The sequence below is a fragment of the Stutzerimonas stutzeri genome, assembly GCF_019090095.1.
Lineage (GTDB): Bacteria > Pseudomonadota > Gammaproteobacteria > Pseudomonadales > Pseudomonadaceae > Stutzerimonas > Stutzerimonas stutzeri_AN.
The window spans coordinates 1-15,464 of record NZ_JAGQFP010000005.1 but is presented as its reverse complement, the minus strand read 5'-3'; the positions used below and the strand labels follow the sequence as shown (position 1 = coordinate 15,464).

Below are 15,464 nucleotides of genomic sequence, written 5' to 3'. Positions count from 1 at the left end.
CGGTAGAGCGTCCAGAAGCCTTTGATGGCTGAAGGCGAGGCTAGCGGTTTTGGTCTGGCAGAGCTGCGATGTCAGTCAAGCAAGCGTGAGTATCGGTGAATCGGATCATAGGTCGTTGCTGCTCACCCCCAGCCGATCCATGCGATAGAGCAAGGTGCGGCGCGGCAGGCCGAGTTCGCGGGCGGCCTGGCTCTGGTTGCCGCCGTTCTTGCGCAGGCAGTCGACCAGCAGGTTGCGCTCGACGCGTTCGAGCCGTGCGCGCAGGCTCAGGGTGCTGTCCAGCGCATCGTCCACCGTGCGCAGATGGAAGTGATCGGGTAGCAGTTCACCGCTATCGCAGAGCAATACGGCGCGCTCGACCAGGCCCTTGAGTTCGCGCACGTTCCCGGGAAAGGCGTAGCCGGCGAGCTGCTCCAGTGCTGCGTCCGACCAGCGCACGGCAGTGCGTTGCAGAAAGCTGCAGGCGTTCTCGGCGAAGTGTCGCGCCAGCCGCAGGATGTCCTGGCCGCGCTCGCGCAGCGGCGGTAGCTCGATGGGAAAGATGGACAACCGGTAGTAAAGATCTTCACGAAAACGACCTTCCTCGACGCGCTTGTGCAGGTCCTGATGGGTCGCGGCGACGATGCGAACGTCGACCTTGTGGGTGCGGGTGCTGCCCAGTGGCCTCACTTCGCCTTCCTGCAGCACGCGCAACAGCTTGGCCTGCAGGGTCAGTGGCATGTCGCCGATCTCATCGAGAAACAGCGTGCCGCCATTGGCCGCGTCGAACAGGCCCTCATGGTCGCGATCGGCACCGGTGAAAGCGCCCTTGCGGTAGCCGAACAGCTCGCTCTCGAGCAGGTGTTCGGGCAGCGCCGCGCAGTTCTGCACGATGAACGCCTGGCTGCGCCGCGAGCCGCAGTCGTGGATGGCGCGGGCGACCAGCTCCTTGCCGGTGCCGGTCTCGCCGAGGAGCAGCACGCTGACCGGATTGTGCAGCACTTTGCCCATCAGCCCGTACACGGCGCGCATCGGCGGGCTGTCGCCGATCAGGCCGTAGCCGCTGGCGCAGGGGCGTGGCGCACTGGATTGCTCGGAGCAGGCCGGTTGTGCCGCGCTGTGCAGGCGGTTGAGCAGTTGCGCCTGCCCGAGCGCAAAGCGGCCGAGGCTGGCCAGCGGGCCGGCGGCATCACCCAGGTCGCGTCCGGTCGGGCAGGCGGCGACCAACAGACCGACTGCGTGGCCCTCCGCATCCGGCAGGGGCAGGCACAGCAAGCTGCGCCACGGTCGCGTCGCCTCGGGCAGGAAGCTGGTGGCATGCAGGCTCGCGTCGAGCGGAGCGATCGCCAACTGCCGATTCTGGCTCAGGCAGTATTGCAGCAGCTGTTCGCCGTCGTAGTCGCTTGGCAGGCTGGCCACCTCATGCCGCCGTTGCCCGTCGCGCCATTCGGCCGAGAGCGTCAGCCGCGTGTGAGTGGCATCGAGACGGTAGAGCTGTGTCAGCGGGCAGCCGGCAATCTGCGCGGCGAGTTCGACCAGCGCGCCGAGCCAGGCCTCGGCATCGGTAGACCCAGCCAGGGCTGCGAAGCGCTCGAGCAGTGTGCCGGCTTCGCCAGGCGTGGAGGACACAGCCGGGACTTTAAGCGAACTCACAGACCACCGCTCCGTCACCGTCAAGCGTGGCATGCACCCGCTGCAGGGCTTCGCCGCTGGCCATGGCGGCGAGCAGACGATCGACGACCTGCGGTTGCAGGGTCTGGTCGATCAGGTGGTCGACCAGCCGCGCGCCGCTCTCGCTGTGCGTGCAGCGCTCGGCGAGGTGTGCGGCCAACGCCTCGCAATGGCTGAAGCGCAGATTGCGGCGGGCCAGCCGCTCGCCGAAGCGCGCCAGCTTGACGCCGACCAGTTCGGCGAGCACCTCGCCGAGTACCGGGTAATAGGGCACCACCTTCATGCGCCCGAGCAGTGCCGGCTTGAAGTGGCGGCTCAGCGTCGGGCGAATGGCTGCCTCCAGATCCTCGGCGGCAGGCCGGTGACCGGCGGCGCACAGGCGTGCGATCTCGTCGCTGGCAAGGTTGCTGGTCATGAGGATCAGGGTGTTGCGGAAGTTGATCTCGCGGCCTTCGCCGTCGTTGGCGACGCCCTTGTCGAAGATCTGATAGAAGACGTTCATCACATCCGGATCGGCCTTCTCGACCTCATCGAGCAGCACGACGGAATAGGGCTTCTGCCGGACAGCCTCGGTGAGCATGCCGCCTTCGCCGTAGCCGACGTAGCCGGGCGGCGCGCCGATCAGCCGCGAGACCGTGTGCTTTTCCTGGAATTCGGACATGTTGATGGTGGTAAGGAAACGCTCGCCGCCATACAGCAGGTCGGCCAGGGCCAGCGCGGTTTCGGTCTTGCCGACGCCGCTGGGGCCGACCAGCAGGAACACGCCAACGGGCGCGTCGGGGCGGTTCAAGCCTGCCGCGGTGGCGCGCATGGCGCGGTCCAGCGCGGCCACGGCCTGTTCCTGGCCGCGTACGCGCTGGCGCAGGTCGTCGGCGAAGCTCAATACCTTGCTGTTGTGCTCGCGCGCCAGCTGCGACAACGGCACACCGGTCCAGTGGCTGATCACCTCGGCGATCAGCCGGGGGCAGACTTCGAAGCTGACCAGCCGCTCGGTCGCCTGCAGGCGCGCCAGCTCGTCCTGCAGGGCGCGTAGCTCGGCTTCCAGCTGCTCCCCGACAGCTTGGGCGTCGTCGCGCTCAGGTTCCGGTTGCTGCTGTGTTGCGGCGCGGCGCTGGCGCAGGTCGAGCAGGCGCTCGGCGCGCTGGCGCTGTTCGGCCCAGCGGGTCTGGAGTTCGTCGTGTTCGATCTTCGCCGCGGCGAGGCCGGCCTCGAGCTGGGCCAGGGCGTCTCCGTCGATCGCCAATCCTGCGTTCAGGTCGCGCCGCAGCGCTTCGCGATGGCGTTCGCCTTCGGCCATCTCGTTGCGCAGGCGCTCCAGCGATTCCGGCGCGGCGGCCAGACTGATGCGCACGCGGGCACAGGCGGTGTCGAGCACGTCGACCGCCTTGTCCGGCAGCTGGCGACCGGCGAGATAACGGGCCGACAGCTCGGCCGCAGCGACCACTGCATCGTCGCGCAGGTAGATGCCGTGGCTTTGTTCATAGACCGGGGCCAGGCCGCGCAGAATGGTCACGGCTTCGTCCACGCTGGGCTCGTGCAGCTGCACGGGCTGGAAGCGCCGCGCCAGCGCCGGGTCCTTCTCGAAATACTTCTTGTATTCGCTCCAGGTGGTCGCCGCGATGGTGCGCAGCTCGCCGCGCGCCAGTGCTGGCTTGAGCAGGTTGGCCGCGTCGCCGCTGCCGGCCTGGCCGCCGGCGCCGATCAGGGTGTGTGCCTCGTCGATGAACAGAATGGTCGGCTTGGCCGCGCCTTTGACTTCATCGATCACGCCCTGCAATCGCCGTTCGAATTCGCCCTTCACGCTGGCGCCGGCCTGCAGCAGGCCGAGGTCGAGGCAGAGCAGCTCGACGTTCTTCAGGGTGTCTGGCACCTCGCCGGTGGCGATGCGCAGGGCCAGGCCCTCGACAATGGCGGTTTTGCCGACGCCCGCTTCGCCGACCACGATCGGGTTGCTTTTACGGCGGCGGGCCAGAATGTCGATCAACTGACGGATCGCGCCGTCGCGGCACAGCACCGGGTCGAGGCGGCCGTCGCGCGCCTGCTGGGTGAAGTTGTGGGTAAAGCGCGCCAGGTTCGATTCGCCCGCGGGGGACGGTTTGCCGGGCGCCGCTTGGGGCTGTTGGGCCAGGGCGAAATCGCGCATGCGCTCGATGTTCAGCCGCGCCAGCAGTGGTTGGTAGCGGCTACCGGCATAGCGCATCGGGTTGCGCAGCAGCGCGAGCAACAGCGCGGCCTGATCGATCTGGCTCTGGCCGAGCTCGAGGTTGCCGACCAGCAGGGCGTCCTGCAGCCATTGCACCAGTTCGGCAGAGAACACCGGATTGCGCGATTCGCTGTGCTCGCCGCGTGACTGCAGGGCTTGGGCCAGCTCCCCGGCATCCACCTCGGCGTCCTGCAGTGCGCGCAGCAGCAGGCCGTCGGCGCGTTCGAGCAGGCCGAGCAGCAGGTCTTCGACCAGAATCTTGCTGCCGCCACGCACCACGCAGCGTTCGGCGGCGCCTTCCAGGTCGCGCTTGGTCGGCGCGTCGAGCGCCTGGACGAGTTGTTGCAGGTCTACATTGATCATGTCGGTTCCTTTAATGAAGCTTGCTGCCGAGGGTGACCATGCCGTCGGCCCGTTCGGTGCCGAGCCAGCTGGTCCAGCCGAGACGGCAGGGGTTTCCTTCCCCGATGCGTAGCTCGCGGATGTCGTCCTGGCGCAGGGCCAGGCGGATGTCGTAGTCCAAGGGGTCGCGCAGGGTGAAACGCACCAGCGCGCAGAGCGGCTGGTAGCCCGTGCCGACCGGCAGGAATTCGTGGAAGCGCTCCCAACTGAGCTGGCGAATGTGGATGCGGAACTTGCCGCCGCGGTCGCGTACCCGTTCGCCCAGCACGAGGTTTTCGCCGAGCTGGCTGTTCGCGCGGCCGAGGCGGTTCTGCTGCTCGCCGAGAATGTCGACCTGGCGCTCCAGGCATTGCTCGATGCGCAGGTCGGCATGCTTGAAGTAGTAGCGCAGTACCGATTCGATCAGCGCCGCCGAATGCGCCCGCAGGCTGAGCAGACCGAGGTAGGGCAGCAGGCGCTTCCAGTTCAGCTCGCTCGCCGCGCGGATCTGTGCGCCGCCCAGGCCGATGAGGGCGAACAGCTGTTCGGACAGCGGATCGCGCGCGCCGCTGGTGAAGCGTGCGCGATAACGGTACTTCTGCCAGACCGGTAGCATCAGGCGCTGAAGGCGGTTGTTGAACAGGTCGAGAAACTCGCGCGTCGGGTTACCGTCGACGCTGTCGCCGAGCGCCTGGTCAGCGTAGAAAGCCGGCAGCGGCGAGCCGGCACCGAACAGGCTGACCAGGTTGATGCGCAGGCGCGCACGCAGCTCGCCCGCCTCCTCGAAGAAGTCCACTCGCTCGATATCGCTGCCGGGAAAGCCCAGGCTTGGGTTGGCCTGGAATTCGAGCTGCTCGTAGAGCCGCTCTTCGTTCAGATCCGGGTGCGCGGTCTTGAGTCGGTCCATGACCAGCAGTACGCCCTGAAACAGGCTGTACTCGCGGATGCCACGGGAAAGCCGGCTCAGAGCAGGGGCTGTTGTCCCATACGTGGCGTCCATTGGTACACCTCTCCTTGTGTGCTGCTGACGCGTAGCTCGTGGTACGAGTTGAGGCTGGCGTAAAGCGCGAAAAACTCATTGAGTATCGAGGCGAAGAGGAACAGATCCCCTTCGCCCAGGTAGCCGTCCGGGTCCATGGTCAGTTCGGTGCGCACGCCGCGCACCGGCAGGCCGCGGTGCAGGCGGTCGACGTGCTGGTGGGCAATCGACTTGAGCCCGCCGAGCAACCGCTTGCTGACTTTCTCGGCGTGCTGGTCGTAGTAGCGCGGCAGGTCGTAGGTTTCGAGGATCACCTTGAGCGCCTCGACGTTGGCCAGCGACAGGTAGTTCAGCGACATGTTGCTGATCAGCTTCCACAGGAAGTCGCGGTGCAGCGGCGGCGCGTAACTCGGCGTCACCGGACTGATGTTGCGGAAGGTGAGGAACTCGGGGGTGTCGTCGCTGGGCAGACAAATGTCGCCCAACCGCAGCTGGCGCGGCAGGTTCTGGTTGGTGCAGGTGAGTTCGATGGACAGTGTCTCGTGCTGGTCGAGGTTGCGCAGGCCGAAGCTGAGGTAGGTTTCCAGGCCGTCGCCGAGCATCGACGGCTGCTGCCGGACGCTGTAATGCGGGCGCGCGACCGGGACATCGAAGCTGGGGTCGTGTTCGAAGGATTCGAACGCAACATATTCCTCGTAGCCCATGCCACCCGGTTTCCAGCCGGTCACGCGATCGACCGAGAAGACGCCACACTGTGTGCTGTCGAGCTCGGCTGGCATGAGCAGGTACTGGTCCTGCTTACCGTCGAGGCGGATCGGGATCGCATCGTGTTCGAAAAGATTGACGACCGGTGTGCAATACAACCGGACGTTGTCCCGCGTCGGGCGGATGCGTTGGGCGCCGGCCTTCTGGATATCGAAACGCAGCTCGAAACCGCGGGCACGCTCGAGCGCCTCCTGCGGCAGCCGCTTGAGCGCATCGAGACCGAGCAGGTCGACGAACAGAAATTTCTCCTGGAAGGCGAAGTATTCCTGCAGGTAGCGATAGCCGCGGAAGGTGTTGAGCGGGTAGGGAATCAGTGCCTGGTCCTCGGCAAAGCCCACCGGATCGAGGCTCGAGGGTGGCAAGCGCAATGCCGGCAGCGTGGCGCCGAGGCCATCGCTGAGGGGCTTGCCGTCGGCATCCAGCGCAACCAGCTCGACGCCGCCGAGGTGGCGCAGCAGGCTGAGGTAGAGCATCTGGCTGATGTAGCGCTCGCCAGCCAGGTGCAGGCGCAGTGTCTTGAGGTTCAGCTCGCCGAGGTGGCCGTCCGCAGTCATTTGCAGGCGCAGGCTCAACAGCGCGCCGTCCCCCTTCACCGAGTAATCCAGCGCATCGAGCGCCAGCGGCAGTACCTCTGTCGTGTAAGTGGTGCGGAAACGGCACGTGACGCCCTGGACCGGCTTGGCTTCGACAGGCGTATCGCGCGCGACCAGCAACGCCGGGCCAGGCCGTTTCAATGGATCGAACTGCAACATGCTGAAGGCCGGAAGGGGGCGCATGTAATTCGGCCACAAGAGGTGCATCAGCGAATGGGTCAGTTCTGGCAACTCATCGTCGAGCTTCTGCCGCAAACGGCCAGTGAGGAAGGCGAAGCCTTCGAGCAGCCGCTCGACATCCGGATCGCGCCCGGCCTGCCCGAGAAAGGGCGCCAGCGCCGGGCTGCGCTCGGAAAAGCGCTTGCCCAACTGGCGCAGGGCGGTGAGTTCGCTCTGGTAGTAGTGGTTGAAAGACATCAGTTGGCCTTCTCCTTGGCCGATTCTATGCAATGCCAGAGGTCATCTGGCGCCTCTTCTTGGAGGGCAGCGAGATGCTCCGGCTGCAGCGTCAGATGCGGCAGCACCATCGGTTCTGGCGAACACCCATGCATGCTGATCCAGCCGCAACGGCGCGTGCGATAACCGGGCGCACTGACCGAAAGCCTAGTCCAGCAGCGTGGCGCATCGGCCAGTAGGGCGACCACGCGATAGTCGCGTCGTTCGGCGAAGGCGAAACGGCCTTCGGCGTCGCTGACCGTTGCATCGCCCCAGAATTCGTCGCTGCCGATCTCCAGCTCAATTTTGGCGCCCACCACGGGCTGCCCCGTTTCGGCAGACAGCACGCGGCCCTCGATGGCAGGGTTTCGGGTCACCGAGTGTGGATAGGGGACGCAGGCACCCAGAGCCGAGAAAGCGGCGAGCATGAGAGAAATGCCCACCTTCCCTTGAAGAGAAAACTCGGACTGGCAGGGATGATGAAAAGACATCAGGCAGGGGACTCCGTGTCGTTGCCGGCAAAGGCGTCCTGCAATTGCACGTATTCACGCCAGGCTTCTGGGTGGGCGGGGTCTTGCAACCAATCTTCGCGCTGCTCACGAGTCAGCGATTGCGAGTGGGGCCACCAGCAGTACTGCCACCAGTGCTCAAGATTGCCTTGCAGACTGCCAAGGCCTACGGCATCCACATTCGGGAACGCCTCCCAGGGATTGGATGGCGCCTGTTCTGAAGAGGCTTTTCGGAGATTCATTCGTTGTCTTCCGAAATGCTCTTTGCTCTGGCATCACACCATGTCATGACATCGTCTTCCTTGAAGCCGGGACAGAACTGGTCCTTGCTCATCAGCAGATACTCACGGCCCGCTTCATAGGTGAAGTGGTAGTAGTTGTTGCCGTCCTCGCCGTAGATCCAATATGCACTTGAACCTTCGTTAATGATGTAGGGATTGAACGTAAAGATCGATGTTTCCGCAGGCAGATAGTTCACGCGATCCATCAGCAACATCAGGGTGTTGCTGAAAGCGTTTGAAAACAGCAAAACACTCAGAGCAATGAGAGTAATAACGGACATGCCACGATTTGCGGTCCCCGAGAAATCGGAGGGAGGGGGCTGTCCCCGAATATGTCCCCGAGCACTCACATCCCCGACACCCATCAAAATATTTCCTCAAAAACCCAACTATTGAAGCCATATAGCGCCGCAAAAATTATTGCCGAAGAAATCACAAGATTAATCACCTGACGCCGCCGCTTACTCTGAAACAGCTTTATCAAATCATAAAGAAACAACCCTCCCCCACCTATCGCCAAGGGAATATAAGCAACGACACTGACCATGAACAGCCAGTAAAATACATTGCCATGAATTCGATAGCCGAAAAAATCAAAATCAACAGGCCAAATGCTTGTTGGTGAATTGAATGTCACGATCAGCATCATCAACGCCAGTAGCAGGAGCACATAACGAAACCTGTTGCGGCCTTTTCCAGGTTTCCCAAGATAGATCGCCTTCGTCTCTACCGACTGATCCAGAGTATCCATGTTTAAAGGATGTTCTCACCTGGGAAAAATGAGGAAATGCCCAAAGCACCAAAACACTAATCAACCATATAAGTATCAGCGGATAATTTCTTGACATCTTGCAGCTCGCCCAACCCTTTACCACACCGTAGCCAATTGCAAACTGAATCAATAAATACGAAATCACTCCCAGTGGAATGGAGAATACATAGCTGTAAGGCTCAGCATAGCCATATCTAGAAACAATATAGGCTTCAAACACAGCAAATGGTGCAATCAAGATAACGGCCGAACCAATCAAGGCACTTACTTTAATGGACTTGTTCATTAGCCCAATCCCTTGTACTGCCACCCCATAATGACCTCTGCTCATGGAGCTGAGCGTCACCAAAGATTTCTGATATACGCGGCATGAAACAAAGTGCCATGTACATCAGGCTGGAGCCAGGTTAAGAAAATAAGTGCCAACGGCATGTAGCATCGGAACAATTAACAACCCAAAAAATGCCGTTGCGCGATAAGCCCGGGTATTCCGCAGCCTTTCGAAAAGCCCAAGCATTGCGATGACAAAGCAGTAGATGGCCAACAGACCAAACAAGTCACTGTCCGCGACGACCGCCAAATAGCCAGAAAGACTCATGCCTTATTGAACCCCATAAAGTTCCAGCGATATAGCTGAAATAATTTCAGGAAGTCTTCACGGATCGCTCCCGTTGCCAAGTTCTGGTAGTTCCAGCCGGACTCCAGGCTATTGTAAACACCCTGTTCAATGGGCATGCCGGCATAGCCCTCATTCTGAGGATTCGCCAGGTTAGATCCGAGCACGCGACTAATTGTGGTGACCGGACGAACACTTACACCACCGGTATTACCCTGCTTTATCTCAATTCTCTCGGGGCTGACACGCATTGCAACCTGTACATGGTGAGCCACATCACCAGGCCGATCATACGCTTGGGCCAATATGTCACCCGCCAGCAGCTCTGTCGGAGAGGTCAGCGCGACTACGTTCTCACCAACACGCTGCATATCGGGCGCACCATATGTCAACATGACCATGTCAGCAAATCCGTACATATGGCTTAAGTAGCGATCATGCTCGCCAGGTTGATATACCTCCATATTACGATAAGTCCTTACGCCAGTTTTTAGCTTGACCGGAAGTTGGTGCAATGATGCAAACTCACACAACAGGCGAACGGCAAAATCCTCACAGGTAAATCGGTTGTTCTTGATGCTTCCATTCCGATCCCAATACTGTTCTGTCACTAATCGCTCAGCGATTGAAGGCACAGCACTTTGGTATTCGCGGCTCGCGGCATCAGTCCAAAAATTGACTGTCTTCCAGAAGACCTTGAGCTGAATTTTTTTGACCGCGCCTCTGGCCTCAGGCGCAAGAGGGATAGCTCGGGTGGTCAATGAGGGAAGAACTCCGGAGCTCATGACAACTCCTCTTGGATAGCAGTGGAGAAGTCGATCGAGTCCCCCGCATTTCCATATATTCGCTGAGTTCTTCCGGCGGAGTCCGTATAGCCATCGATCCACTCGCCTTGAGGATTACGTAACCGATATGGAATTCCCTGTAGCGGATTCCCATCCTGATCCTCGACCAGGATGCACTGGCTATGGCTTGCAATTGCCAGCGCCGTCGGCGGAACAAATGCCGGAGGCGTATGCGTATTGCCAATAATCACCGTCCCCGATCCCCCAATCACCACATTGCCATGGCTACCCACCGAGCCAAGCACCGCCGCCGGCTTGCCATTGATCAGCACGGTGGGAGTCACTGCGCCGGCCATGGCGCCGCCACAAGCGGAGGCGTCGCCCATGCGTGCGGCGGGCAGGCTGTCGAACAGCACGTCGGGCGAGCCGGCGGCGATCGGGTTGGTGCCGTGGCCGGGAATCGGGCAGGCGGTGGGGTCGCCGAGGCGGGCTGCGGGTTTACCGGACATGTGAGGCTCCTGGGTTGACCTTGACCTGACCGCTGCCATCCAGGCTCGCGGAGAAACTGACCTGACGCTTGACGCCGTCCATCTCCAGCAGGCCGTCGATGGCGAAGGTCTGGCGCAGCGGATCCTGGGTGCGCGGCAGGGAAACCACGCGCACCTGGGTCAGTCGTGGTTCGTACGCTTCGATAAAGCGTTCGATGGCGATACGCGCCTGCTGCAGCGAGTCGTGCAGCGACAGGCGCATATCGTTCAAATCGGGCAACCCGTAGTCGGGCAGCGTCTGCACGCTGCCCGCACGGGTGCTGAGCATCTTGGCCAGATGGGCAGCCACCGAGGCCATGGCGGCGACCTCGTGGCTCCAGCCGGCACGTTGGCCGGCCTCGCTACCGAGGCGCTCGAACAGGCTGCCATAACCCTTCATGCTTATTCCTTGTCCAGCTTGCCGACCAGCGACAGGGTGAAATCGGCACCCATGTACTTGAAGTGCGGACGCACGTTCAGGCCGACGCGGTACCAGCCCGGCTCGCCGTCCACATCGCTGACGACGACTTGGGCGGCGCGCAGGGGCCGGCGGCTGCGAACTTCGGCGCTGGGGTTTTCCTGGTCGGCAACGAACTGGCGGATCCACTTGTTCAGTTCCAGCTCGAGGTCGGTGCGCTCTTTCCAGGCGCCGATCTGCTCGCGCTGCAGCACTTTGAGGTAGTGGGCCAGACGGTTGACGATGAACAGATACGGCAACTGGGTGCCGAGCTTGTAGTTCAGCTCGGCGTTCTTGCCTTCTTCGCTATTACCGAAGAATTTCGGCTTCTGCGCCGAGTTGGCCGAGAAGAACGCGGCGTTGTCACTGCCCTTGCGCATGGTCAGGGCGATGAAGCCTTCCTCGGCCAGTTCGTACTCACGGCGGTCGGAGACCAGCACCTCGGTCGGGATCTTGGTCTCGATCTCGCCCATGCTTTCGAAGTGGTGCAACGGCAGGTCTTCTACCGCGCCGCCGCTCTGCGGGCCGATGATGTTCGGGCACCAGCGGAACTTGGCGAAGCTGTCGGTCAGACGGCTGGCGAAGGTGTAGGCGGTGTTGCCCCACAGGTAGTGCTCGTGGCTGTTGGCAACGTTCTCCTTGTAGACGAAGGATTTGACCGGGTTGTCTTCCGGATCGTAGGGGTTGCGCAGCAGGAAGCGAGGTACGGTCAGGCCGACGTAGCGGGCATCTTCCTGTTCGCGGAAGCTCTGCCACTTGGCGAACTGCGGGCCTTCGAAGTGATCTTTCAGGTCCTTCAGGTCCGGCAGGCCGGTGAAGCTCTCCAGGCCGAAGAACTTCGGGCCGGCGGCGGCGATGAAGGGGGCGTGGGACATGCTGGCGACCGATGCCACGTACTGCATCGTCTTGATGTCCGGGGCGCTCGGGTCGAAGAAGTAGTTGGCGATCAGCGCGCCGACCGGCTGGCCACCGAATTGGCCGTACTCGGCGGTGTAGATGTGCTTGTACAGGCCGGATTGGACGACCTCTGGACTGTCCTCGAAGTCATCCAGCAGGTCCTGCTTGGAGGCGTTGAGGATTTCAAGCTTGATGTTCTCGCGGAAGTTGGTGCGGTCGACCAGCAACTTCAGGCCGCGCCAGGAGGATTCCAGCGCCTGGAATTGCGGATGGTGAAGGATCTCGTCCATCTGCCGGCTGAGCTTGGCGTCGATCTCCGCGATCATGCGGTCGACCAGCGCTTTCTTCACCGGCTCGTGTTCGTTCTGCGGCTTGAGCAATTCCTCAATGAAGGCGGAGACGCCGCGCTTGGCGATGTCATAGGCCTCGTCGTCGGGGGTGAGTTTGGTTTCGGCGATGATGCGATCGAGGATGCCGAGGTCGGCGAGTTGGGTGCCGCTGTCGACGGCTGCTGCGCTAGTGCTCATGGTGTTGGCGTTCCTTGTCCAGATGATCAGGCGTCCAGGTGTTCTTTCGCGGCCAGGCCCAGCTCGCCGAGCACGCGCTCGCGCGAGTCGTCATCGGCCAGCACGCTTTCGATGGCCTTACGGAAGGCGGGGGCGTTGCCCAGCGGCCCCTTGAGCGCGACCAGTGCGTCGCGCAGCTCCATCAATTTCTTCAGCTCAGGGACCTGCTCGACCAGGTTGGCGGGATTGAAATCCTTCATCGAGCCGATGTTCAGCTGAACCGGCAACTCCTCGTCGGTGGCTTCGTCCTGCAAGCGGTTCTGCACGGCGAAGGTCAGGTTCAGCTCCTGCTTGGCCAGGACTTCGTCGAAGCTGTTCTTGTCGATGGCGATCGGCTTGCGATCTTCGATCTTGCGGTCGTCGGCGCGCTGGGTGAAATCGCCGAGCACCATAAGCTTAAGGGGCAGTTCGATTTCTTCCTGGGCGCCGCCGGTGGCGGGTTTGAAGGTGACGTTGATGCGTTCCTTGGGGGCTACCGAGCCTTCTTTGGCCATGGGTGTTCTCCTTGAATGGGCGGCCCGGGGGCCTAATCGAGTACCACTTCGAGGTCGAGGTGGCACAGCCTGCGGTATATCTCGTCCTTGCTTTCGCGCACCGCATGGTTCTGCGGCAATAGCTCGCAGCAGTTATGCAACAGGCGCAGTACCTCGAGGGCGAGATCGGGTTCCCAGTCGCCGAGGCCGGAGACCTGCAGCGTCTGGTCGAGGGTTTCGAGCTGGGTCTTGGCCAGGTCGTATTTCTTGGCCTGGAAGCACAGCCGGGCCAAGGTCAGTTGCCAGAAGAAACGTTCACGTCCGCCTTGGGCCTGGTTGAGGCCATACTTGAGTTGTTGCACGGCGCTCTTGAGACCGTCTTTCTTCAGTTGGGGAAGGGCGTCCTGAAGGGCTTCTTCCCAGGCGGGCGTAACGCCACTCTGGTTGTTGAGTGACTCGCTTGGCGCCTGAGCCTGTTGCAGGTGGGGCATCACCCTGGCGCTGATCCAGGCGCGGGTCTCGGCGTCCGCGAAAGGCGTACCGTCATGAAAGCGCAGTTCGTCGAGACCCGGCATGCGCTGCAGGAACAGCGCAAGCTGAATTTCGACTTCGCGCATCGCCTGTTCGGCGTCAAGCTCGCTCAAGCATTCCCAGGCCAGCCGTTGACCATCGAGCCAGAACGGGGCGCGTGCGATGCTCGCCTCCAGGTCCGCCAGCAGGTCGGCGTAGATTCCTTGGGAAAAGCGTTCTTGGTAGCTGGCGCGCTTGTCTGCCGGAACGCCACGCAGGGCGGTGATTTGATCGGCGTTGCTTTCTGGCAGGCCGTCGATCGGTAGCCACAGCAGGGTTCGCGCGAGGCGAAGCGGCTTGAGGTCGGTAGCTTTCTGCTTCAGCCAATAGCTACACAGCGGGCGGGCTTGGTCTTGCAGGCTACGCAGGCTCTTGTGTGCGTCCTTCTCGTGCTCGACTGGTGCAGCTGCGTTAAAGACCTGAGCGGCGGCCTGCTTAACCTGCGCAATGGCGACACCGACCGGCCCAGGCTGGGACTGGGCGTTACCGGCACGTTTGACCATATCGTCGAGACGACGACACAGCGGTAAAAGTAGTGGGGCTTGGGTACCTAGATGGCTCGCAACGCAGCCTTCCACATGGCGTAGTTCAAGAGCTATCTGCTCGAACAACGGGAGTTGCTCACCCATCGGCACGTGATCGGCCAGCACTTGCTCCAAGCGTGGGACGAGCCAACTGATGGCCGCCGATCGAGTGCGTGGCTTGAGTGGATGGACTTCGCTCCAGTGGTCCCGGCAAAGACAGCTGACCATGGCGAGACCTGCGTAGAGTCCGGCAAATGAATCGAGCTGATATAACGCCCAGGTGAGCCAAGCCGCTAACCGTAGGTCCTTGGTCTGTGTGGTCAGGAGGTGTTCGCTTCCGTTACGAACGACTTGCCAATCGATTGCGCCAACGGCGTGAACAGAGGAAGCTTTGCTTAGCTCCTGCTCAAGCAGCTCGTACTCTGGCGCGTAGCGAGCGTCTTCGCCTGCGAAACAGGTTGCCGTGATAGGCGTGTTGGCTAGCTCTATGTAACGAGCAGCCAGCTTGGTTGAAAGCGTCATTCCATGACTCAACTGGTTGCTGCACGCCGCTTGGTTGCGTTGCAGGGCGCTTCATGCGCGGATTGCTGCGTATATGTATACGCTTAAGTGGTGCGCATCCTAGGTGCGACGCGACGCAATGACTGTGAAGTGGTTCCAAACTGAAGGCACTGTACTGCCGCAGTGCGAAAGCGGATGGCCAATATGTGCAGCAGTTAACTCCTTTCGCCGCATTCTGCTCGGAACCTTCGGTTTTTATAGCTGTCGTCACGGCTCGCTGCGGACGACAGTCGCCGCTACGTCCAATGCCGTTGTGTGGCGGCTGCTGCAAGCGGCAGTCCTGATGTTTGCATCGTTCAGGCTCCGAATCTGCGAAAAGTGTTTTTTGGGCTGATATCGGCCAAAAGATTAGGTTGTGGCGATTTATGCGCAAGCGATGACCTAGAACGGAGGCTCGCTGTGTACTGCGTAACGAAGCACGGCAGCAGTCGTGACTACAAGCCGATAGGTTGATGTGAAGGCGAGCTGATTAGGGATGCCGGCGAAACCATACGCTGCGTTGTGAATGCTTGATCGGAGCGGACTTCGATACGGATCACGTGAGCCGGTACAGTTTTGCTAGGGGCGTAGATCCAGATATGAGGGTAGTTTGAAGCGACTGTTGTTGGGCGGTCTGCTGCTGCCACCTATGAGGTGCCTGGAGGTGGCTATGTTGATGAAGTCTATAGCTAGGCCATGATCGCCTTGTGGGCTTCGTCTTCGGGTACCGCTGTTCAATTTAACGAATCCCTGAACACAGCCATTGACGTGAGTTTCTGAGCCCCTATAATGCGCACCTTCTCCGGCGCAGGTCTTTAGCAAAACCTCTTGTAAATCAAGAAGTTAGCGAAAATAAAGGCTTGCACGGACGGCGAATTCGAGTAGAATTCGCCGGGCTGACAGGGTGGTGGTTGAGTCCTGTTGGTGGCTTCGGTCGGTTG

15 protein-coding genes are annotated in these 15,464 nt (G+C 61.4%); all 15 read right to left on the bottom strand.

Features of this window, described 5'->3' with window-relative positions; all coding sequences use genetic code 11:
* Window positions 1-105: 105 nt before the first annotated feature.
* Window positions 106-1,632 (bottom strand): sigma-54 interaction domain-containing protein, encoded by a 1,527-nt coding sequence (locus KVO92_RS22480; RefSeq protein WP_336512663.1) that lies wholly within the window; start codon window positions 1,630-1,632, stop codon window positions 106-108.
* Window positions 1,619-4,216: a type VI secretion system ATPase TssH gene (gene tssH, locus KVO92_RS22475; RefSeq protein ID WP_217477789.1), complete on the bottom strand. Its 2,598-nt coding sequence runs from the start codon at window positions 4,214-4,216 to the stop codon at window positions 1,619-1,621. The genes KVO92_RS22480 and tssH overlap by 14 nt, the downstream gene beginning before the upstream one ends.
* A 10-nt stretch (window positions 4,217-4,226) precedes the next feature.
* The gene (tssG, locus tag KVO92_RS22470; protein ID WP_217477788.1) at window positions 4,227-5,234 is read right to left on the bottom strand and encodes a type VI secretion system baseplate subunit TssG; all 1,008 of its coding nucleotides are present in this window, start codon (window positions 5,232-5,234) and stop codon (window positions 4,227-4,229) included.
* Window positions 5,198-6,988 carry a type VI secretion system baseplate subunit TssF gene (gene tssF / locus KVO92_RS22465; protein ID WP_217477787.1) on the bottom strand — a complete coding sequence of 597 codons (1,791 nt, stop codon included), beginning with the start codon at window positions 6,986-6,988 and terminating at the stop codon, window positions 5,198-5,200. The genes tssG and tssF overlap by 37 nt, the downstream gene beginning before the upstream one ends.
* Window positions 6,988-7,497, bottom strand: coding sequence for a carboxypeptidase-like regulatory domain-containing protein (locus KVO92_RS22460; protein ID WP_217477786.1), 510 nt, complete (start codon window positions 7,495-7,497; stop codon window positions 6,988-6,990). The genes tssF and KVO92_RS22460 overlap by 1 nt, the downstream gene beginning before the upstream one ends.
* Complete coding sequence (locus tag KVO92_RS22455; RefSeq protein ID WP_217477785.1) at window positions 7,497-7,757, bottom strand: hypothetical protein; 261 nt, start codon at window positions 7,755-7,757, stop codon at window positions 7,497-7,499. The genes KVO92_RS22460 and KVO92_RS22455 overlap by 1 nt, the downstream gene beginning before the upstream one ends.
* Window positions 7,754-8,161 carry a hypothetical protein gene (locus tag KVO92_RS22450; protein ID WP_254621644.1) on the bottom strand — a complete coding sequence of 136 codons (408 nt, stop codon included), beginning with the start codon at window positions 8,159-8,161 and terminating at the stop codon, window positions 7,754-7,756. The genes KVO92_RS22455 and KVO92_RS22450 overlap by 4 nt, the downstream gene beginning before the upstream one ends.
* Window positions 8,161-8,433 carry a hypothetical protein gene (locus KVO92_RS22445; RefSeq protein ID WP_217477784.1) on the bottom strand — a complete coding sequence of 91 codons (273 nt, stop codon included), beginning with the start codon at window positions 8,431-8,433 and terminating at the stop codon, window positions 8,161-8,163. The genes KVO92_RS22450 and KVO92_RS22445 overlap by 1 nt, the downstream gene beginning before the upstream one ends.
* The gene (locus KVO92_RS22440) at window positions 8,396-8,854 is read right to left on the bottom strand and encodes a hypothetical protein (RefSeq protein WP_217477783.1); all 459 of its coding nucleotides are present in this window, start codon (window positions 8,852-8,854) and stop codon (window positions 8,396-8,398) included. Before KVO92_RS22440 ends, KVO92_RS22445 begins: the two co-directional genes overlap by 38 nt.
* A 308-nt stretch (window positions 8,855-9,162) precedes the next feature.
* Complete coding sequence (locus KVO92_RS22435; protein ID WP_217477782.1) at window positions 9,163-9,969, bottom strand: hypothetical protein; 807 nt, start codon at window positions 9,967-9,969, stop codon at window positions 9,163-9,165.
* A complete protein-coding gene (locus tag KVO92_RS22430; protein ID WP_217477781.1) occupies window positions 9,966-10,478 on the bottom strand; it encodes a PAAR domain-containing protein in 513 nt (170 codons plus the stop codon). Before KVO92_RS22430 ends, KVO92_RS22435 begins: the two co-directional genes overlap by 4 nt.
* Complete coding sequence (gene tssE / locus KVO92_RS22425) at window positions 10,468-10,896, bottom strand: type VI secretion system baseplate subunit TssE (protein ID WP_217477780.1); 429 nt, start codon at window positions 10,894-10,896, stop codon at window positions 10,468-10,470. Before tssE ends, KVO92_RS22430 begins: the two co-directional genes overlap by 11 nt.
* Window positions 10,897-10,898: 2 nt before the next feature.
* Window positions 10,899-12,377, bottom strand: a complete 1,479-nt coding sequence (gene tssC, locus KVO92_RS22420; RefSeq protein ID WP_217477779.1) for a type VI secretion system contractile sheath large subunit — start codon at window positions 12,375-12,377, stop codon at window positions 10,899-10,901.
* A 26-nt stretch (window positions 12,378-12,403) separates the two neighbouring features.
* Complete coding sequence (gene tssB, locus KVO92_RS22415) at window positions 12,404-12,910, bottom strand: type VI secretion system contractile sheath small subunit (protein ID WP_217477778.1); 507 nt, start codon at window positions 12,908-12,910, stop codon at window positions 12,404-12,406.
* Window positions 12,911-12,942: 32 nt separating this feature from the next.
* Window positions 12,943-14,505 carry a type VI secretion system protein TssA gene (tssA, locus tag KVO92_RS22410; RefSeq protein WP_217477777.1) on the bottom strand — a complete coding sequence of 521 codons (1,563 nt, stop codon included), beginning with the start codon at window positions 14,503-14,505 and terminating at the stop codon, window positions 12,943-12,945.
* Between the last annotated feature and the right edge of the window lie 959 nt (window positions 14,506-15,464).